This is a genomic window from Paenibacillus sp. Leaf72, assembly GCF_001422685.1.
Lineage (GTDB): Bacteria > Bacillota > Bacilli > Paenibacillales > Paenibacillaceae > Pristimantibacillus.
Map to the genome: position 1 here is coordinate 17,656 of NZ_LMLV01000006.1, position 20,300 is coordinate 37,955.

General features: G+C 49.5%; 16 protein-coding genes. All 16 read right to left on the bottom strand.

The window, feature by feature from the left end; translation table 11 throughout:
• Positions 1–771, bottom strand: a complete 771-nt coding sequence (locus tag ASF12_RS12390) for a type III pantothenate kinase (RefSeq protein ID WP_056034779.1) — start codon at positions 769–771, stop codon at positions 1–3.
• Positions 768–1,652 (bottom strand): carboxylating nicotinate-nucleotide diphosphorylase, encoded by an 885-nt coding sequence (gene nadC, locus ASF12_RS12395; RefSeq protein WP_056034781.1) that lies wholly within the window; start codon positions 1,650–1,652, stop codon positions 768–770. The genes ASF12_RS12390 and nadC overlap by 4 nt, the downstream gene beginning before the upstream one ends.
• A complete protein-coding gene (nadB, locus tag ASF12_RS12400) occupies positions 1,645–3,261 on the bottom strand; it encodes an L-aspartate oxidase (protein ID WP_056034784.1) in 1,617 nt (538 codons plus the stop codon). Before nadB ends, nadC begins: the two co-directional genes overlap by 8 nt.
• Before the next feature lie 39 nt (positions 3,262–3,300).
• A complete protein-coding gene (gene nadA / locus ASF12_RS12405) occupies positions 3,301–4,239 on the bottom strand; it encodes a quinolinate synthase NadA (RefSeq protein ID WP_046234439.1) in 939 nt (312 codons plus the stop codon).
• 416 nt (positions 4,240–4,655) lie between these two features.
• Positions 4,656–5,618 carry an ABC transporter permease gene (locus ASF12_RS12410; protein WP_056034787.1) on the bottom strand — a complete coding sequence of 321 codons (963 nt, stop codon included), beginning with the start codon at positions 5,616–5,618 and terminating at the stop codon, positions 4,656–4,658.
• A 1-nt stretch (position 5,619) separates the two neighbouring features.
• Complete coding sequence (locus ASF12_RS12415) at positions 5,620–6,714, bottom strand: ABC transporter permease (protein ID WP_056034790.1); 1,095 nt, start codon at positions 6,712–6,714, stop codon at positions 5,620–5,622.
• Between the two features lie 5 nt (positions 6,715–6,719).
• Positions 6,720–8,267 carry an ABC transporter ATP-binding protein gene (locus ASF12_RS12420; RefSeq protein ID WP_056034792.1) on the bottom strand — a complete coding sequence of 516 codons (1,548 nt, stop codon included), beginning with the start codon at positions 8,265–8,267 and terminating at the stop codon, positions 6,720–6,722.
• Between the two features lie 118 nt (positions 8,268–8,385).
• The gene (locus ASF12_RS12425) at positions 8,386–9,453 is read right to left on the bottom strand and encodes a BMP family lipoprotein (protein WP_056034796.1); all 1,068 of its coding nucleotides are present in this window, start codon (positions 9,451–9,453) and stop codon (positions 8,386–8,388) included.
• Between the two features lie 517 nt (positions 9,454–9,970).
• Positions 9,971–11,971 carry an ATP-dependent zinc metalloprotease FtsH gene (gene ftsH / locus ASF12_RS12430; protein ID WP_056034799.1) on the bottom strand — a complete coding sequence of 667 codons (2,001 nt, stop codon included), beginning with the start codon at positions 11,969–11,971 and terminating at the stop codon, positions 9,971–9,973.
• A 104-nt stretch (positions 11,972–12,075) separates the two neighbouring features.
• Entirely contained in the window at positions 12,076–12,615 is a 540-nt protein-coding gene (gene hpt, locus ASF12_RS12435) for a hypoxanthine phosphoribosyltransferase (RefSeq protein WP_046234433.1), read from the bottom strand.
• A 49-nt stretch (positions 12,616–12,664) separates the two neighbouring features.
• The gene (gene tilS, locus ASF12_RS12440) at positions 12,665–14,095 is read right to left on the bottom strand and encodes a tRNA lysidine(34) synthetase TilS (RefSeq protein WP_056034979.1); all 1,431 of its coding nucleotides are present in this window, start codon (positions 14,093–14,095) and stop codon (positions 12,665–12,667) included.
• 78 nt (positions 14,096–14,173) lie between these two features.
• Positions 14,174–15,097: a protein kinase domain-containing protein gene (locus tag ASF12_RS12445; protein ID WP_056034801.1), complete on the bottom strand. Its 924-nt coding sequence runs from the start codon at positions 15,095–15,097 to the stop codon at positions 14,174–14,176.
• Positions 15,081–15,806: a vWA domain-containing protein gene (locus ASF12_RS12450; protein WP_056034804.1), complete on the bottom strand. Its 726-nt coding sequence runs from the start codon at positions 15,804–15,806 to the stop codon at positions 15,081–15,083. The genes ASF12_RS12445 and ASF12_RS12450 overlap by 17 nt, the downstream gene beginning before the upstream one ends.
• Positions 15,807–16,415: 609 nt before the next feature.
• Positions 16,416–18,908: a stage II sporulation protein E gene (gene spoIIE / locus ASF12_RS12460; protein WP_056034810.1), complete on the bottom strand. Its 2,493-nt coding sequence runs from the start codon at positions 18,906–18,908 to the stop codon at positions 16,416–16,418.
• Between the two features lie 364 nt (positions 18,909–19,272).
• Positions 19,273–19,821 (bottom strand): S1 domain-containing RNA-binding protein, encoded by a 549-nt coding sequence (locus tag ASF12_RS12465; protein ID WP_056034813.1) that lies wholly within the window; start codon positions 19,819–19,821, stop codon positions 19,273–19,275.
• 103 nt (positions 19,822–19,924) lie between these two features.
• On the bottom strand, positions 19,925–20,236 hold the full coding sequence (locus tag ASF12_RS12470) for an FtsB family cell division protein (protein ID WP_056034815.1): 312 nt from the start codon (positions 20,234–20,236) through the stop codon (positions 19,925–19,927).
• Positions 20,237–20,300 lie beyond the last annotated feature (64 nt).

Consider the following 20,300-nt stretch of genomic DNA (forward strand, 5'->3'; position numbering starts at 1 on the left):
CTATCCCTCCTGATTCCGTTCATATATAATACGCAAGCCTTCTAATGTCAGAAGCGGATCAACTTCATCTATCGTTTCCGATTCTGAGCTAATTAACTCAGCCAAGCCGCCCGTCGCGATGACACGCGGCGAAACTTTAAACTCCTTGCGAATTCTGCGCACGATACCGTCCACTTGTCCAGCATAGCCGTATATAATGCCCGCCTGCATAGATGTGACCGGATTGCGGCCGATTACGCTTGGCGGCTTCACCAGCTCAATGCGCGGCAGCTTCGCCGCCCGCTGATAAAGCGCCTCTGTCGAGATAGCAATGCCCGGCACAATGGCGCCGCCCAAATAGCTGCCAGCGGCATCAATGTAATCAAACGTCGTTGCGGTGCCAAAGTCGACGACAATAAGCGGGCTGCCATATTTGACGATGCCCGCCACCGAATTCACGATGCGGTCAGCACCGACCTCGCGAGGGTTTTCATACCGGATATTGAGTCCTGTCTTCACGCCTGGGCCGACGATATACGGTTTCTTGCGCAAATACTTCATGCACAGCTGCTCCAGCGTCCGCATCAGCGGCGGAACGACGGATGAAATAATGACGCCTTCCATCTGCTCCAAACGCATGCCGGCAAAATGAAACAAATGATGAAAGTTGATGCCATATTCATCAACTGTAGCGGAACGATTCGTGCTGAGCCTCCAGTGATGGAGCAGTTCCTTGCCTTGATAAATGCCCAGCACTATATTCGTATTGCCGACGTCAATGACGAGAATCAAGACATTGCCCCTCCCTTCTTCGCATTAAGGTCGAGACTAATATCAAGCGATTGAAAGGAGTAGGTAAGGCCTCCTACCGAAATGACATCTACACCGCAAGCGGCTATGCCGTGAATCGTATCAAGCCGCACATTGCCCGAAGCTTCTACAATAACATGTGGCGAGCGCTGCTTGATTTGCTTGACAGCTGCCTTCATCATGTCTTGCGGCATATTGTCGAGCATAATAATATCGGCGCCGCATGCAATCGCCTCATCGACCTGCTCCAAAGATTCCGTCTCCACTTCGATCTTCATCGTATGGGGAATGCCTGCTCGCGCTGCTTCCACCGCTTCCCGAATACCGCCTGCGCCCTTAATATGATTATCCTTGATCATAACGGCATCATACAAGCCAAACCGGTGATTCGAGCCGCCACCTACGCGAACGGCATATTTTTCAAGCAAGCGATGGCCTGGCGTCGTTTTGCGCGTGTCGACCAGCCTAACCGGCAAGCCCTGCAAAGCCGCTACAAATTCGCTTGTCTTCGTCGCAACGCCGGACATCCGCTGCATTAAATTAAGCGCAAGGCGCTCCCCTGTCAGCAGACTATGGATGCTGCCCTCTACTTCCGCGAGCACGGTGCCTTTTTCCACATACTGCCCATCCTCAACCTTCGCCGTGAAGACCAGCGAGCGATCAACGGTTTCAAACACAAGGCGAGCAATCGGAATGCCGGCAATCCGTCCATTTTCCTTTACATGAATAACAGCCTTCGCCTGCGCCCCGCGCGGAATCGTCATAGCGGTCGTTACATCGCCGCTTCCGATATCTTCCGCAAGCCAGCTGCGTATTTGTGCGCGCAGTGCTTCATTATAGCCGTCCAGCGTCGTCTCAAACATTGGTTAACCGCTCCTCTGTCCTCCCGTATACACGGTGCATTACAGTATGCTTGCGCCAAGCCTGATCATTGCGCTCCGGGAAGTCCTCACGGTAATGCGCGCCGCGGCTCTCCTCCCGCTGCAAAGCGGATTCCGCCGTCAGCAGGGCACATGTCAACATATTGGCAAATTCAAATTCTTCCCGCTTGGTCAGCATCGCTTGAAAAATCGGAAGCTGGCGCCGCAGCTCCTCCAGCCCCTTCTCCAGACCCTTGGCATCACGCTGCAAGCCTGCGTACCTGACCATAATCTTTTGCAGCTTCAATCTCCGCTCCACAACGGCCTGGATCGGCACGCTGCTGCGCGGTACGCTGCTCTCTATTATAGGCTGAATCTCTGCATGCTCTGCAAGTTTATCAATCGCCTCGACGATCCGCTTGCCGAAAACGACCGCTTCTGAAAGCGAATTGCTCGCCAAGCGATTCGCTCCGTGAACGCCTGTCGAGGAAACCTCGCCGCAAGCGAACAGCCTTTTAATATTGGTTTCTCCATCGAGATCGGTTTTAACGCCGCCCATCATATAATGTGCAGCAGGGGCAACCGGAATCCAATCCGTCGTCAGATCCAAACCATAGCGCAGGCAGAATTCATAAATATTCGGAAAACGATACTTCACCATATCCGGCGACTCATGCGTCACATCCAAATAAACGAAGGTTGATTTCGTTGCCTCCATCTCGCTAATAATGGCGCGGGCCACCACGTCACGCGGCGCCAGCTCCAGCTGAGGATGGTAACGCTCCATAAAACGCTCGCCCCGCGTATTGCGAAGCACGGCTCCCTCGCCGCGCACCGCTTCTGAAATCAGAAACCGCGGCGCCCCTGGGTAGCATAGGGAGGTCGGATGGAATTGAACAAACTCTACATCCTGTATATAAGCTCCTGCCCGGTAAGCCATTGCGATCCCATCGCCTGTGGCTACTTCAGGATTCGTCGTGTAACGATAGAGCTGGCCGGCTCCGCCAGAGCATAAAATGGTCGCCTTGCCGCGCACAAGCAGACGCGAGCCGTCGGGCTTTTGCACAACAGCGCCAACGCATTCCCCATCATTAGTCACCAAATCGATGACAAAATGGTCGTCCCAAACTTCAATACCCGGCTTAGACAACGCTTTCTCCGATAAGGCTCGTACAATTTCGTAGCCCGTCGCATCCCCATTCGCATGCAAAATACGGCGCTGGCTGTGAGCGCCTTCCTTCGTCAGCGCAAACTCGCCATTTTCCAAATCGAACTGCGTGCCCATTTCAATGAGCTGATTCACACCCTCCGGCCCCTCGTGCACAAGCACATTGACCGCATCCTCCGAGCACAAGCCCGCTCCCGCAATCAACGTGTCCTCGCTGTGATAAGCGGGTGAATCATCCTCCGATATGACCGCGGCAATGCCGCCCTGCGCATAACGGGTATTGCTGTCCAGCAGCGACTTCTTCGTAATCATCAGCACGGAATGCCGATCACTTGCCCGAAGTGCGGTAAAAAGACCGGCAATGCCGGCCCCAATCACAATAACATCCTTCTCGATTACCGGCAGTTCGTCTAAATTGATGTCTACAAGGTATCTGGGAATCATTTTTCGCGCCTCCAGGCATAGGAGTAGCGCATGCTGCTCCTATTTCACGAGTAACATGCGCTCCAAGGACAAGCGTGCTTGATCCGCCACATGCGGCGGTACATAGATTTGCGGCTGCATCGTTTCGAGGCATTTTACCAGCTTTTTGAGGTTATTAACCTTCATGTTCGGGCAGACCAAATATTTAGATGCAAAAAGGAATGTTTTGTCCGGGCTGTCCAGCCGCAGCTGATAGCCAGTGCCATCCTCCGTGCCGACGATGAACTCCTTGCAATCCGATTCCTTGCAGTATTTAATAATCGCTGTCGTACTGCCGACAAAATCACCCAGCTCCACCACTTCAGGGCGGCACTCAGGATGCACAACAAACTGCGCATTCGGGTGTTTCGCCTTCATTTCCTCTACATCCTTGACCGTCAACATGTCGTGCGTGTTGCAGTAACCTTCCCAGATAATCATATTCTTATCGGTTTTCTGCTGCACGTAATGCCCCAGGTTTTTGTCCGGTACCCAAATGACGTCTTGGCCTTCCACGGAGTTTACAACGTTAACCGCATTTGCCGATGTACAACAAATGTCAGTCTCTGCCTTAATTTCGGCAGATGAGTTAATATACGTAACGACGGTCGCATTCGGATGCTGGGCTTTCAGCTTGCGAAGACCATCGACATTGACCATATCCGCCATCGGGCAGCCTGCACGCTCGTCCGGAATAATAACCGTTTTGTTCGGTGCCAAAATTTTTGCGCTCTCGCCCATAAAATGCACGCCGCAAAATACGATAACATCCGCGTCCGTCTGCGCCGCTTTTTGTGCTAGCAAAAAAGAATCTCCACGGAAATCTGCAACCTCTTGAATTTCATCACGCTGATAATAATGAGCAAGAATGATGGCGTTGCGCTCTTTCTTCAATTGCATTAGCCGTTCCCGCAGTTCGCGGTTCTGCTCCGCCTTGCGTTCAAGTGCCAGTGCTTCCACAGTTAATCCTCTCCTCTTATGAGGGAAGGGCAAGCTGATTGCCCATTCCAGATATGGCTACTTCCGACTTTGTGAATTGATGCACAAACCTAAAAAGTCGTTCGCCTTTCATTTGACCTTTACGGTAAATTCATTTGATAAGGTTTAATTTACTCCAGGCAGATCATGCTGTCAATGCGTTTATGACAAAAGTGTGAATTCCCATTAAAAATAGCGCCTGCCGCAGCTGAACTTTCCATCATTGGCGACTATTGTGTATAAATGCAGCATTTACGCACATAGTTATCAACAAGTTATCCACAATCGTGGATTTTCTGTGACTAACCTTGCGCAAATAATCAGAATACAAAAAACTTCCCTTGGATTGATCACGACATACGTGATATCCATGGGAAGTTTGGAGCTCTTTGATTCTATTAGCGTTTTGCCGGATCGTATGGTTCGCCAAGCGAGCCTGGAGCAGAAGAACGTCCTACTGCACCTACGAGTACAACCAACGTCAATACGTATGGCAGCATATAGAAAAACTCGGTCGGAATTTGCTGCGACCAATCGAACAGTTGGGCAAAGTTGCGAATCGCTTGCGCGAAGCCGAAGAAAATAGCAGCTCCCGCAACGCCAAGCGGATTCCATTTTCCGAAAATTACAGCCGCGATAGCGATAAAGCCTTGGCCCGAAATGGTATTATGGGCAAAGTTGCTCGTCGTTGTTAACGTAATGGTCGCACCGCCAAGACCTGCAAGTGCGCCGCTAAGCAGCACGCCGATATAACGGTATTTTGTTACGCTGATCCCCACTGTGTCGGCCGAGCTCGGGTATTCTCCGACTGCGCGAAGGCGCAAGCCGAAGTGCGTTTTGTACAGTACAATATAGCTGATAATGACAAGCAAAATAACAACATATGTCGTCGGATAAGCTTTAAAGAACGCCTCTCCAAAAAACGGAATATCTGATAAATAAGGGATTTCCCATTTGTTGAATACATGAGTCAGCGTTGTTGTCTGTCCCGAACCTTCATACAAGCTCTTCGTCAAATAAATCGCGATGCCCGCTGCCAAAATATTAATAACGACACCGACTATCGTCTGATCCGCCTTAAATGTAATGGTAGATACCGCATGTAGAAGGGCAAATATCACCCCATATATAGCTGCCCCCACTAAGCCTATCCACGGAGCAGATTCCTCATAACCAGCTTGTATCGCATAGTCGGTAATGACTGCTGCCGCGAACGCGCCTGACACCATCAGGCCTTCGAGACCGATATTAATAACGCCAGATCGCTCAGAAAAGAGACCACCGAGACCGGTAAAAATAAGCGCCGTAGAAAATACAAGCGTAACGTTAATAAGCTGACCCAATATTTCCAGTGCATTCATATTAGATCGCCTCCTTACGCTTGTCTGCACGTCGTCCAAGGAATGGTTTTATGAAAAACTTTACTATGCCATGCGAAGCAATAAAGAAGATGATCGAACCAATAACGATTCGAACGAGCTCTGGCGGTACGCCCGCTCCAAAGCTCATACCCGCAGAGCCATAGCTGAGACCACCGAACAGTATAGCACCGAACAATACGCCAATTGGCGTATTGCCGCCAAGCAAAGCAACCGCGATACCATCAAAGCCATAGCCCCAAGGCGCTGCTAGAATCGTCTGATAGCCAAATACGCCCAGCGTCTCAAACACGCCTGCCAGCCCCGCAAACAAGCCGCTAATAAACATCGACTTTACAATGGTGCGATTGACATTGATCCCTGCATACAGCGCTGCGTCAGGGCTTTGACCCACTGCTCTGAGCTCATAGCCCTGCTTCGTTCTCCACAGAATAATATAAAATACACCAATACCGAGCAAGGCAATGACCGTGCCCCAATGCATACGGGCATGATCCATCGCATCGGACAACCAGCCAATCGATACCAGTGCAGATTCTTGGATTGGATCTGATTTTTGCTGCCCTTTTGCCACAAAAAATGCGCGAATAATGTAATTGGACAAATAAAGCGCGACCCAGTTCAACATAATCGAAGAAATAACCTCGTTAACGCCGCGAACAGCCTTCAAATAGCCGGTCAAGGCCGCCCATAAGCCTCCGCACAGCGCTCCGACAATAATAGCAAGCGGAGCATGCAGAAACCACGGTAGGTCAAGCGTAATCCCGATGACGGTTGCACCAGTCATACCCATCATGAACTGGCCTTCTACCCCGATATTGAACAGGCCCGTACGGAAAGCGAAAGCAACCGCTGTACCTGTGAATATCAGCGGGGTAATCGCACGAATAGCCTCGCCCATATCATAAGGACTGCCAAATAGCTTTTTGATCAGCGATTGGTAAGCCAGTATAGGATCGAATCCGCCTGCCAGCATGGCTATCGCCCCGCATAACAGACCCAAAATGATAGCCACCAAGGGGACGAGGAAAGATGTTTTATTGAATGTTTTTCCAGCAATTCCTTTGACTTTATCCATGGTTGCTATCTCCCACCTTTGCTCGGCTGATTCGCCGCCGAATTGCCTGCCATCATTAGACCCAGCTGTTGATCATCACGCTGATCAGCATCGGCATAGCCCATTATTTTACCTTCATACATAACCGCAATGCGGTCAGACAACGCGTACAGCTCATCCAGCTCGAACGATACAAGCAAAATCGCTTTACCTGCATCCCGCGCTTCAATCAGCCGCTTATGCACATATTCAATCGCACCTATATCCAAGCCACGAGTCGGCTGCACAGCTATGAGCAATGATGGGTTTTTCCAGAGCTCACGGGCTATAATAGCCTTCTGCTGGTTGCCGCCCGACAAGGAGCGGGCCTTCGCCCCAATACCTGACGAACGTACATCAAACTCCGTTACTAATTGATTCGCAAGCAAGTCTATTGCTTTATAATCGATAAAGCCGTTTTTGCCGAACTGCGGATCAAAATACGTATCCAGCACCATGTTTTCGCTGAGCGTGAAATCTAGTACCATACCATGCTTGTGACGATCCTCTGGAATGTGGCTTACGCCTGCAACGGACAACTGGCGCGGCGTTTTATTGATCATTTCCTTACCCTGAAGCTTTACAGATCCGCCTGATGCTTTACGCATTCCTGTAATGGCCTGTACGAGTTCACTTTGTCCATTTCCATCAACACCAGCAATACCCAAAATTTCGCCCGCACGGATATCAAAGGCTACTCCGTTCAGAACAAGTTTTTTCTCTTCGCCCTTCATCGTAAGATTGTCGACGGAAACGATAAGCTCTCCAGGCTCTTTCTTAGTCTTTCTAGCCTGGAAATTAACATCGCGGCCTACCATAAGTTCAGCAAGCTGCTGCTCATTCGTTTCTTTGGTCGTGACGGTACGCACAACCTTGCCACGACGAATAACCGTAACGGAATCTGCAAGTGCCATAACCTCTTTGAGCTTATGCGTAATCAAAATAATGGACTTGCCTTCGGCAGCCAAATTGCGCAAAATGCCAATCAGCTCTTCGATTTCCTGTACGGTCAGCACCGCTGTCGGTTCATCGAAGATCAAAATTTCGGCCCCGCGGTACAAAGTTTTCAAAATTTCCACACGCTGCTGCATGCCCACCGTAATATCTTTAATCCGCACCTGCGGATCTACTTTCAATGCATAACGCTCCGAGATGGAACGGACTTTGTCATTTGCTTGCTTATAATTGACGAATGTGCCAAACTTGCGCGGCTCATTGCCAAGCACAATATTTTCAGCCACCGTAAATGGCTGTACGAGCTTAAAGTGCTGATGCACCATGCCAATTCCGAGTTCAATCGCCTTACCTGCACCTTCAATAACTGTTTTATTGCCGTTAACCCAAATTTCTCCTTCATCCGGCTGATAAAGCCCGAACAAAATGTTCATCAATGTGGACTTGCCTGCACCATTCTCGCCCAGCAATGCATGGATTTCGCCTTTCTTGAGCTCAAAATCAATCGAATCATTGGCTACAAGACCGGGAAAGCGTTTCGTAATCCCCTTAAGTGTGACAGCCGCTGCACTTTGTTTCATCCAGTTATCCTCCCCGGTTTGTTAGCTCCCAATCTCAAAAAAGGACAAGACCAGCTCATAGCAGGTCTTGTCGGCTGTACATAATAAACAAACGACATCTAAATAGATTGATTGAAAATTATTTAATATCAGCTGGAACTACAAGCGATCCGCTAATAATTTGTTGTTTGTAATCTTCAACTTTTTTCATAATTTCTTCAGAAACGTTAGGGTTGTTTTCTGGCAGACCTACTGCGCCGTCTTTCAAACCAAGAACAAGCGATTTGCCGCCTTCCCATTTGCCGTTAATCAGGTCATTAGAAACTTGGTAAATGGCAGCTTCAACGCCTTTAAGCATGGAAGTAAGCGTGACTTCGTTGCCGAATTCGATCGATTGGTCCTTATCAACACCGATTACCCAAACATCTTGGCCTGCTTTTTTACGAGCTGTTGCTTCGTTAAATACGCCGTTACCAGTACCACCAGCAACTTGGAAAATAACATCTACGCCATCATTGTACATAACAGCTGCTGCTGCTTTACCCAAGTCTGGTTTGTTGAATTCACCCGTGTAGTTGCGAATGATTTTTGCATCAGGATTTACTGCCGCTACACCTGCGTTGAAGCCTGCTTCAAACACAGTTACGCTTGGGATTTCCATGCCGCCCACAAAACCAATTTTATTCGATTTTGTTGTCAAGCCAGCAACTACACCTACAAGGAACGAACCTTCGTTAGCTGCGAAGTTAACAGAAACAACGTTTGGTGCGTCAACAGCGGAGTCGATGATGCCGAACTTGGAGTCTGGATTGTCTTTCGCTACTTTACCCATTGCATCTTGGAACAGGAAGCCTACGCCCCAGATCATATCGTATTTCTCAGAAATGAATGCGCGCAGATTCGGTTCCATATCAGCGTCGCCTTTACTTTCAAGATATTTCGTCTCCGAACCTGTATCTTTAGTTACTTTTTGCAAGCCATCCCAAGCGCTTTGGTTGAAGGATTTATCATTTACGCCGCCTGTATCTGTAACCATACCGATTTTGAGCTTAGCACCTGCTGCTGCCGATTCTTCAGGTGCAGCAGACGCTTCAGGCGACGCTGCTCCGTTTGTGCCAGAAGTACCCTTGTTGCCACCGCCACAAGCAGACAATACTAATGCGAACATAAGAACAATAGACAACATAAAACCTAAACGTTTTTTCATCTTCGATTTCTCCCCTTAATATAGATGTGTTGTAACTGCAACCTGCTTGCTTCTATTATTGTTGTTGTGCTTGGCTGCTATTCTCTTTATTATAATTGCTTATCTACATACGTCAACATTTTTACGTCATGTAACATGACATAGAAATTTTGTTCACGTCTATATCTCACAATTATTTAACATTTGTGCCAAACACGCCATTAAAAACCTCACACACACCCGACAAAACCAAATAATGGCTACGTTTTACCTCTATTATTATAGGCTAAACCCGAACATTAATAAAGTAAAATTAATCAGGCGTAAACGGCTGAAGCCGTCCTCTGGCGGCAAAGCACCGTTTCGAGGGTGAAATATAAGCCCTTTATAAGGACGTACCTTATAAATGCTTTTATTTCAAAAAAAGACAGCTATTTTCTCGGTCACTACTGAGAAAATAGCTGTCTCCATAAACAACGGGAAAGGACGATTGTTCAACGACCGACTATACCTGGTTTAAAACACGTCCTTATCCTGTTTATTTCGGTTCTTCCTCATCGTTCGGTTTATCATCAGGCTTATCCAATGAAGGCGGAGTAATTTCTCCCGCTTCTCTTGATTGAATACGAACCTTTACATCGCCAATCGTATCGACGATTGGTTCAGTCGTTGGTTCAACAGCAACATTCTCTGCTTCGCCTTCCGCCAATTCAAGCGTGCCTGTTTCGATCAAACGTTTGATTTGATCCATTTCAAGCGTCTCTACAGATAGAAGTGTCTCCGCAATGGTGTGAACTTCTTTCGATTTCTCGGTGAGCAATTTTTTGGCACGCTCATAACAAGCTCCAATAATCGCTTGCATTTCTTGGTCAATTTCGTAAGCGATCGCATCGGAGTAATTTTGTTCATGGCCGATATCACGTCCAAGGAACACCTGTCCTTGCGAGCTTCCGAATTGCAATGGACCAAGCTTGTCGCTCATTCCGTATTCCATAATCATTGCACGAACGATGCTGGTTGCTTGTTTAAAGTCACTGTATGCGCCTGTACCGATTTCGCCGATAAACAATTCCTCAGCTACACGTCCGCCAAGCAAGCCTGTCACTTTATCCAGCAGTTCCTGCTTCGTTACGAGCATCCGATCTTCCTTCGGCAGCATGATGACGTAACCGCCAGCTTTACCACGAGGAATAATGGTCACTTTATGAACGAGATCCGCATGCTCCAGGAAGAATCCAATAATCGTATGTCCAGCTTCATGGAAAGCAACAATGCGCTTCTCACGATCGCTGATTACGCGGCTTTTCTTCTCTGTACCTACGATAACGCGGTCAATCGCTTCATCAACCTCAACCATTGCAATGTCTTTCTTGTTGCGACGGGCAGCAAGCAGTGCTGCTTCGTTCAGCAAGTTTTCAAGATCCGCTCCGGAGAAGCCTGTTGTACGTCTTGCGATAATATCCAGCTTGACGTCCTTGTTAAGCGGCTTATTGCGGGAATGCACTTTAAGCACCGCTTCACGGCCTTTCACATCTGGACGATCTACCGTAATTTGACGGTCAAAACGTCCCGGACGCAGCAACGCAGGGTCCAAAATATCAGGGCGGTTCGTCGCTGCAACGATAATAATGCCTTCGTTCGCTCCAAATCCGTCCATCTCGACGAGCAATTGGTTGAGCGTTTGCTCACGCTCATCGTGACCGCCGCCAAGACCAGCGCCACGTTGACGGCCAACGGCGTCAATCTCATCAATAAAGATAATACATGGTGCATTTTTCTTCGCATTTTCGAACAAATCACGGACACGGGATGCGCCGACACCGACGAACATTTCCACGAAGTCCGAACCCGAAATACTGAAGAATGGCACGCCCGCTTCACCAGCTACTGCACGGGCAAGCAACGTTTTACCTGTTCCCGGAGGACCATTGAGCAGAACACCCTTAGGAATACGGGCACCTACCAGATTAAACTTACGCGGATCTTTGAGGAAGTCAACAACTTCAACAAGCTCTTGCTTCTCCTCATCCGCCCCAGCCACATCCTCGAAAGTGATGCGCTTCTTCTCTTCATTGTAAAGCTTAGCGCGGCTTTTGCCGAAATTCATGACTTTACCGCCGCCGCCTTGCGCTTGATTCATTAAGAAGAAGAACAGAACGAATATAATCACAAACGGAATGATGGAAGTAAGGAGTGTAAGCCAGACACTTGGCGTATCCATTGGTTTATACTGTAACTCAAAACCGTTTTTCACTGCGGCTTCACGCAATACCTCGCCTGAATCAATCCCTGCACGCGATGTGAACTGTATGCTCTTCGCGCTTTCGGGCTGTTTAATGTATTTACCAGAAATATAATAAGACTGACCATCGTACTTTATCATCATTTCCGCGACGTTGTTCTCATTAATAGCAGCGCGAAGCTGATCATATCGTATTTCGACGGTAGTATCATTCTGATTGCTGATAAACTGAATAATCCCGACGGTTACCAAAAAGATGATCAAATAAAATCCAGTGTTACGGATGATCCGATTCATCTCCTACCTCCTCTCAAGACGCTTTTCATATTTTAACATAGCATGACTTTCCATCACAATAGAACCACTTGGAGGACAGCCATACTGGCTAAGCCCATTTAAGATTACTTCTCGTACACTTCCGGTTTTAAAACGCCAATGAACGGCAGGTTGCGGTAACGCTCGGCAAAATCAAGGCCATAACCGACAACGAATTCGTCCGGCAGCGTAAAGCCCGTGTAGTCCGCTTCGAGATCTACCGTACGGCGCGCTGGCTTATCGAACAGCGTAGCGACCGTAACCGATTTGGAATTGCGACGCTCCAAAACATCAATCAAGTAGCTCAGCGTCAAGCCGCTGTCAATAATGTCCTCAACGATGAGCACATCACGGCCTTCAACCGATACATCAAGATCCTTAATAATCTTGACCACACCTGAGGACTTGGTCGATTGACCGTAGCTCGACACCGCCATAAAATCAATTTCCAGCGGAATTGTCATTTCCTTAATCAGGTCGGACATGAAAATAATGGCCCCTTTAAGGATACAAATAACGAGAGGGTCACGCCCTTCAAAATCCTGACTGAGCTTCTCGCCCATCTCACGCACCTTGGCCTGAATCTGTTCTGCATCGTACAGCACTTCTTGAATGTCGTTTAACAACGGATTAATCCCCCTACAGTACTTATGTTTATGAGTGTAACAGTGCTTCTTATTCTTTCGTCAGACGAATGAATAATAGTTCCTTCGTGCTTGGGCTGATAAGCGCATGGCCTGATCGCCTGATGCCTGGAATCCACAGCAGCCGCCCGTCTGCATCAAATAGCAGGGGATAGCTTTCACGCTGTGAAGGAGGCAGCTTTTCGTCAACGAACATATCTTGCACTTTTTTAGACCCATTTAATCCTAAAACTTGAATTCGGTCACCACGGCGCCGATTTCGTACAGTCAGCGGAAATGCAAGCTGCTCCATATCGAAGCACGCTTCATGGCGGCCTGCCAGTTTCCCAGCAGCCTGATCATCAGCTGTCCGCCGCTCAAATACGAGCTTCCAGCCGCCCGCCTCTACCTCTATGTATTGCTGGGTCAAAGGTGCAACTGCAAGCGCATAGTCCGTATTCACGTCCACCTGTTTCGGCAATCTGACAAAACGCATATGGTCGTATTCACGCAAACAGCGCAAGCCGTTACCAATATCCATACGCCAGGTGCTTGAACTTTCGGGCGCTGCGGCAAGCCGCATAGACTCGATATGCTCGAAGGAGACCACATCAGCATCCCTCGAAAGATAATCTAATATTAGTTTAATCAATCTCCTTTGTAAAGCGACATGAAGGCCTGCCAAACGACTGCAGCTTACAGAACATTCCTCCGGCTCCGTATAGGCTAATTCTTCGAATAAAGCTTTAGTCTGGCTATCCAGCCATTCATCCTCGGCCCCCGCCACTTCAGCAAGGCGGCCAAGCGATTCGGACAGCTGCGGATTGAAGCTGGATAACTGCGGAATTACATCCAGACGGACAACATTGCGAAAGTAATGGCGCTTCTCGTTGCTGCTGTCCTCGCAATACGGAATGCCATAATGATGGCAGTATCGTAAAAGGTCTGTTTTGTTCTTACGCATGAGGGGGCGAATGAGTTCCACGTTTTTTTCTCGCCTGCGCAGCGCCATCCCAGAAAGCCCCGAAATGCCGCTCCCACGAATGAAATGCATGAGCACCGTTTCCGCTTGATCATCGGCATGATGGGCAAGGGCAATCGCCTGCGCGCCCCACCTCTCTGCAACCTCATGCAAATAGGCGTAGCGTTTCGCGCGCGCCGCCGATTGTGCGTTCATTTTTGTTTCTTCTATATAAGCAGGCAAATCGAGTTCTGCCAGCTCAAAGGGCAGCCCAAGCTCGCCTGCATAGCGCCGAACAACCTCCGCCTCCAGCGCCGACTCCTCCGGCCGAAAGCCGTGATTCACATGAGCCGCCACAACGCTTATGGCCCCGCTTGACTTCAGGCGGCTCATGAGATGCAGCAGCGCCATGGAGTCAGGTCCCCCGGACACGGCAACGACTATGCAGTCTCCTTCGCTCCACAGCCGTTCAGCCGCTGCCAGCTTCTGGACTTCGGGAAGCATATCGATTCCTATCGTCATTTCCTCTTCCCTCATTCCCTTCTGGCCGCCGCCTTCAACAAAAAAGCTAGCGAAGCCTTCCTATAACATCTTATGTCATTACATACCCACGCGAAGCAGCCAATAAACCGATACAGCCAGCATAATCGCCGAGCCTGCAACTAGTCCTTTAAGCCAAAAAGGAGTCGGAGCAGTCTGCTTTCCGTTCGTTCGGTGCATGAGCAAGCGCCATGCCTCCGCGCCTTCAGAAGCATCTGCGAAACGGCCCGCAAGCGCTTCTGCGAGCCAGCCCGCAATCGGCTTCAGTGAAGCATTGGTTGCGATGAGCTGCTCCAAATCCTCGGTCGAACGGTTTTGCGGGAGCAGCGTCAAGGTAAGCTGGTGCAGCCGCTTCGGGTCGTGCATCTGGATGCACAGCACCGCGAAAGAAAATAAGTCGTATTTCAAATCGGCTGCCCGAGACCCTGCATTCCAGTAGCCGCGGTCATAAATTTCAGTAAACTGGCGAATGCTCTTTCCTACCGCCGTCACCCCGCCGTAATCCACCAGCTCGACATGCCCATAATCGGCTACCATCACATTTTCCATCTTCAAATCGCAAAATACCCAGCCCTTGCTGTGAAGCTCCGCCAGTTTATTCAATAAATTGAGGCTGACCAGCGGGAACCATTCCTTGCCGTTTTGCAGCAAATACGCAGACAAGTTCACTCCGCGCACATACTTCATAATATAAAAAGGGTAATCTCGTCCATCGGAGCCTTGCAGATCATCCACATCATACAAGAATGCAGGCGCCTGGCGCCTTCCCTGCTTCGCAAGCGTCTGAAGCACATTAATTTCCGACTGCAGGTCGACCGCGTCAGCGCCTACCTTAAGCGCGACCCAGCCCTGGTCCGAGTGGACCAAGTACACTTTGCCATTGGCGCCTTCCCCAAGCAGACGCTCGACCCGATACTTACGGCGCTTCCATTTTCCAGTCACCACAGTGCCACGGCGGAGACTGATTCTAAACGACGTAGTCACTCATCATCCCATCCGTTTCTTCTCTGCTCCTCCTACCATAATCCCCCTGACGATAAAAATCAATGACCTGCATCAGCGCAGGACCCGTTGGCGTCGTTCCGCTCATTTGCAATTTTGGAAAAATGGACTGCGCTCCCGTCAAATTATCCGTCCAGCCCAAATCCATTTTGCACTCCTCTCCATGCCTTCCGCCTGGAAAATGAAAGACAGCGATTTCGCTTTTCCCCTGCCTTGCTTGCAGGCTCAGCATTAGGTCGCGGATCGCTTCTTCTACCGCAATGAGCTTTGGCTTCATGCTGGCGCTGGCGTCGATAAGCAGCGCCACCTGCAGACTTGAGCTTTCCCCAAGCTCATCCATCACCCTCACGACCTCGCTGCGTGTCTCCGGCGGCAAATCCTCAATCGCCCCGCTGCCTAGCACATGCTTAAGCTCCTTCTGCACAGCCAGCTGAATCGTCTGTACGACCGTCTTGCGCGTCATCATCTGAACAGTCTGCGCCAGCTGCCGCGTATGAACTATTCGGCTGATGCCGCCGCCAGCCCTTGCGATTTCCTCAATCTCCATGCTGCCGGATTCGCCTGCATCACCATGATCAAGCACCCCAACGACATTGACCGCAATACCTTCCGCCTTCGCATGCGCCGCTGCTACAATCGGACTAAGCCCTACATTCGAACAACCATCGGTAATAAGCAAAATTTGTTTCATCCCTATCAATCTCCCTTCACAAGCGTAAACGGCTTTGCCATCCTCTGGCGGCAAAGCATTCGTTTCGCGATGAAATATAGAGAAAGTATGGCGATATCATATACTTTCCTATATTTTAAAAAACGAATAAAATCAAGCGTAAACGGCTGAAGCCGTCCTTTGGCGGCAAGCTTCCGTTTCGCGTTGAAATATAAGAATTTATAAGTGTGAAACTTATAAATTCTTATATTTGCACAAACATCCACGGATCAGCTGCCCACCCTACATAGGAGACAAGGAGCTGATTCTATCAGTTTTGCCCATTTTAAGAGAGATAAACGGCTATGCGCAGAAAAAAACCAGCGTTTATTCATAGCCGCTCCCCTTTGAAGCCCGCTATGAATGAACGCCAGTTCGGCTAATCACCTCCAAGAAAACACTTTGTTTAAGCTCCCTAGCTCCCGACCAGCTACTTCACCTCCGTTTAATATGTGAGCCAAGGTGAAACGGCTGTCGCCGTCCTTGACGGCGCGGCGCGTTTCATTCCGAGAAATATCCTTTCCTATATTTCTAGCAAATCGTCCCGATCTTCTCTCCTTTCTCCTTTTTACTATCCCATTCTTACATAAGCTAGCTTACCGTCCGCGGACGCTCCATCCGCGTCAGCCCCGGCCAGCGGAATGCCGCCCACTCCGGCAAATGCTTGTCCACGCGTGCCACCAGCACGGTCATATCATCGATAATCTCCCCCTTATGATGGCGCACAACCGTATCGAGCAGCACATCCGCCATTTCCTGCGGGTCCTCCGTTTTCAGCTCATGAATAATTCGTTTCATCCACATCTCCTTATTGACCGCATGGCCCGGCGCATCATAAATGCCATCGCTCATCATAATGAGCGCATCTCCCGGCTGTAGCTGCATCGATATCATATCCACATCAATATCCTGTAAAATGCCGATTGGCAAATTGTTAGCCGTAACTGGAATCACTTCCTTGCCGCGCTTAATAAAGCTCGGCGTTGAGCCGATTTTCATAAACATCGTTGAGGCGGTATAAAGATCGATAATGGCGAGGTCCACGGTTGCGAATACTTCATCTGAGGAACGCAGGAGCAGGATTGAGTTGACCGATTTGACCGCGAGCTTCTCGTCCATACCCGACTTGAGCAGCTGCTGCAAAATCGACAGCGCTGCGCTGCTTTCCTGGCGCGCCCTCTCTCCATTTCCCATGCCATCGCTAATCGCCACGGCAAATTTGCCGTTGCCAAGCTCCACCATGCTAAAGCTGTCGCCTGACAGCAGATCGCCCCCTTTGGCCGCACCAGCAACGCCCGTTTCAATTTCAAATACTTTGGCGGAGCCAAATACGACTCTTGTTGCTTCTCCATTTTTCTCCGGTTCCTCCTCAAGTTTAACTGCAATATGCTCACCTAAAATATCCGTAAGCAGCGGCGCAATAATTTTGCGACACTCATCATATCCCTTGCTAAATGTATGGTACAGCTCAATATCAACATTGCCCTCCTCCAAATTAATCACTTCAATTTCTCGAATCGACAGGCCCAGCCCCTCCAGCGCCTCCCTAATTTGCTCCTCCTGCAAATGCAGCGTTTGTCCCTCGCGGCGAATTTCCTTCGCCAAGTCCTCCATAACCTGGGACACGCCGGTTAATTGCTCAGCCACCAGCTGACGGGAGTCGAATATTTGCTTCTTCCAGTGCATATTATTTTGATAAAGCTCGTACTGCTGCTTCATGACAGACATCACCTGCGTCGACTTGGAGCAATGGGCAGTCCACGTTCGCGGCATATCCTTGGCTCCAGGAGCCCGCTCCTGCTCGACCGTCGTCATCATCTCGGTCATCACTTTATAGGTTTGATAAAATTTATCTCCCCAGCATGCGTTTTGCCGATGGCAGCTAGCACAGCTTCGAGCCGCCACCTCATTCATAAAATGAGTAATCTCGTCTTCGCGGTTCATCGTCACGACACCGCCATTTAATTGTCCGAAGCTTCGCGAGAGCTGCCGGAACATCTCCGAATATTGCGTGACCCGCTCCGCCGTCACTTCTCGCACCCGCTTCGCATATTCATGCTGCGATTTGGCATGCTCATTCGTTCCCGGCACATAGCGAGATATCGTCCGGATCATGACCCGCGGCGTCAAAATCAGCATAATAGCCGCTGTAACCGATTCCCAAGTGGACGCCATCACATCGCCTTGACCGCCTACATATACAGCTAGAATGGACGTTCCGAGCAGCATGCCGAAGGCTACAGCCATCTTCCCTCCATCCCGCAGCAGCCCCGCGAGCAGGCCAGCAAATGCCAGCAGACTCATCTGCACAATGGCGTTAAAGTCCGCAAGGCTGAGTATGAGCCCCGCGATGACTCCAACCGATGCTCCAAGCGGCGCCCCCCCAGCAAGCGCGAACAGCACCAGCATATACCGCGACATAATATGCTCCACCGACATGCCGTAAATCACCCAACCAACTGCCCCCGTCATGACGGAAGCGAGCAAAATCATTAGACATATAATTTCCTCGCTCCGCAGTGCCGCCGTTTTCTTAGACATGGTCAGCACCGGTATGGCCTGAATGAACACGAGTGTGAGAACGAAGCCAAGCGCCGCTTCCACGACAACCAGCATGATGCTGTACCAGGTCAGCGTGTCCAAGGTGAAGGCATGAAACAATTGGACGAGCAAGGTGGCGGTAAATACGAGCAGCGGAGCCGAAGCAAGCTCAGCTTTCTCATAGGCTTCGAGCCCCTTGAACAAAAGAAATAATGCCGCAATTTCCATCGCAATCCAGACCGGGGAGGGTGTAACCGCAAAGAAGCTCCCCACCACCACTGACAGCCCAACCCAAGCAACCGCATCCTTTCGAAGAAAATAAATGACGGCGAAATAAGCGGCGGCAAACGGCATAAGCGACTCCAAAATGACGGCTCGTCCAAGCAAAAAACCAACAGCAACAAGCAGGAAGGTCCATTTTTTCGCCAGCACCAGCTGAATAAATCGCTGCGAGGCAACGCGCTCCTTGATTTTACCGATTCGAGGCTGCAGCCATCCTTCTTTCTTTCCTCTGGGAAATACGAGCACACTTTCCTTGTTCATCCGCAGACACCACCATTTCCGAATGTATTGTGTTTCCCATTATAGGAGGTCGTCCACAGGAAGTTTGTCAGTTTAACGTAGGCGGCCCAAAAGTTTTTTCCGACAAAATCAACTGCCCTCGCAGTCCTTGTCAAAAGCAAATTTCCGCTTGCCCTGACTGGGCTCATGCCGTCCTCTTTGCAGCCATTGCCTCAAACAGCTTCAACAAAAACCGTCTATCAGTACTTCCATTTGTTGGCGAATATACAGGTGAATGTGTCGGTATTGAAAGAGTAGGGGAGGAAAAAACTTTGAGGCGGCACATAAACGCAAAAAAAGCAGAACCATAAAGGCTCTGCTCTTGTCATTAAAATATGGCTCTTACTTAAACCCGCTTGGCTCCGCGTCCACCGCGTTTGCCTTCGGTATTCTTCTTCAGGGAGGAAATGCGTTCTTCACTGTCTTTCAGGAAGCGCGACACTTTATCCTCAAAAGTTGGTTTTCCGTAAGCTGGTCTCCCGGCCTGCTGCTTGAATGGACGTCCACCACCGCCGCCACCGTGTCCTCCACGGTCGCCACGATCCTGACCGCCACCACTGCCGCCACGATTAAAGCGTTCTCCGCCGCCGCCACCAGGCCCGCCACTTGGACGAGAGCTTGGACGTGATTCGCGTGCAGGAGGCAGTTGGCCTTCTGGTCGATCAATTGCCTGTTTAATGGAAAGTCCAATTTTTCCGTCTTTGTCAACGTTAATCACTTTGACCTTGACCACGTCTTCGATCTTCAGGTGATCTTTCACGTCTTTGACGTAATTATCAGCAATTTCCGAGATGTGAACGAGACCTGTGACACCTCCAGACAAATCAACGAATGCCCCGAAATGCGTAATGCCTGTCACTTTGCCCTCTAACTTCGCGCCTACTTCAATTGCCATAAAATAAAATGTTCCTCCCTAAAAGTTTCGCTTAATGTACTATTAACGTGATTATAACCGAACGGAAGAAGGAAGGTCAACAGACGTTCACCCGTTTGTGCGTCTATTTAACCACCTGTATCTGTTGTTCGCCCTCTTTAACCATGCCTTGACCTTTGGTTGCCAGCTGGGCAATATATTCCGGATCGTTAAGCCGCTCAATTTCCTGTTGCAGCTGCTGCGCCTGATTTGTAGCTTCTTCCTTCTGTTTCATTACAGCTGCAAGCCGCAGTTCGGTAGCGTTTTGCTGCTGGATTTGTCCAAAGAAGGTATAAGCCGCCCAGCCCATGAAGAGGACAATAAACATCATCCACATCTTGATCCGACGCTTGGAGCCTGGATTAACGGTTAACTTGTTTGCTGCTGCTGTCGCCAATTGCTTGTACCCCCTTAAGAAATTGAACCAGATGCATCCATCACTCGATCTGCTCCATGCCATG

What these genes read in the sequence shown, in the direction of transcription:
- ASF12_RS12415 (WP_056034790.1), bottom strand. Translation starts at nt 6,714, where the DNA reads ATGGATAAAGTCAAAGGAATTGCTGGAAAAACATTCAATAAAACATCT.
- nadC (WP_056034781.1), bottom strand. Translation starts at nt 1,652, where the DNA reads ATGTTTGAGACGACGCTGGACGGCTATAATGAAGCACTGCGCGCACAA.
- ASF12_RS12425 (WP_056034796.1), bottom strand. Translation starts at nt 9,453, where the DNA reads ATGAAAAAACGTTTAGGTTTTATGTTGTCTATTGTTCTTATGTTCGCA.
- ASF12_RS12410 (WP_056034787.1), bottom strand. Translation starts at nt 5,618, where the DNA reads ATGAATGCACTGGAAATATTGGGTCAGCTTATTAACGTTACGCTTGTA.
- ASF12_RS12420 (WP_056034792.1), bottom strand. Translation starts at nt 8,267, where the DNA reads ATGAAACAAAGTGCAGCGGCTGTCACACTTAAGGGGATTACGAAACGC.
- spoIIE (WP_056034810.1), bottom strand. Translation starts at nt 18,908, where the DNA reads ATGAACAAGGAAAGTGTGCTCGTATTTCCCAGAGGAAAGAAAGAAGGA.
- ASF12_RS12450 (WP_056034804.1), bottom strand. Translation starts at nt 15,806, where the DNA reads ATGAAACAAATTTTGCTTATTACCGATGGTTGTTCGAATGTAGGGCTT.
- nadB (WP_056034784.1), bottom strand. Translation starts at nt 3,261, where the DNA reads ATGATTCCCAGATACCTTGTAGACATCAATTTAGACGAACTGCCGGTA.
- tilS (WP_056034979.1), bottom strand. Translation starts at nt 14,095, where the DNA reads ATGACGATAGGAATCGATATGCTTCCCGAAGTCCAGAAGCTGGCAGCG.
- ASF12_RS12465 (WP_056034813.1), bottom strand. Translation starts at nt 19,821, where the DNA reads ATGGCAATTGAAGTAGGCGCGAAGTTAGAGGGCAAAGTGACAGGCATT.
- ftsH (WP_056034799.1), bottom strand. Translation starts at nt 11,971, where the DNA reads ATGAATCGGATCATCCGTAACACTGGATTTTATTTGATCATCTTTTTG.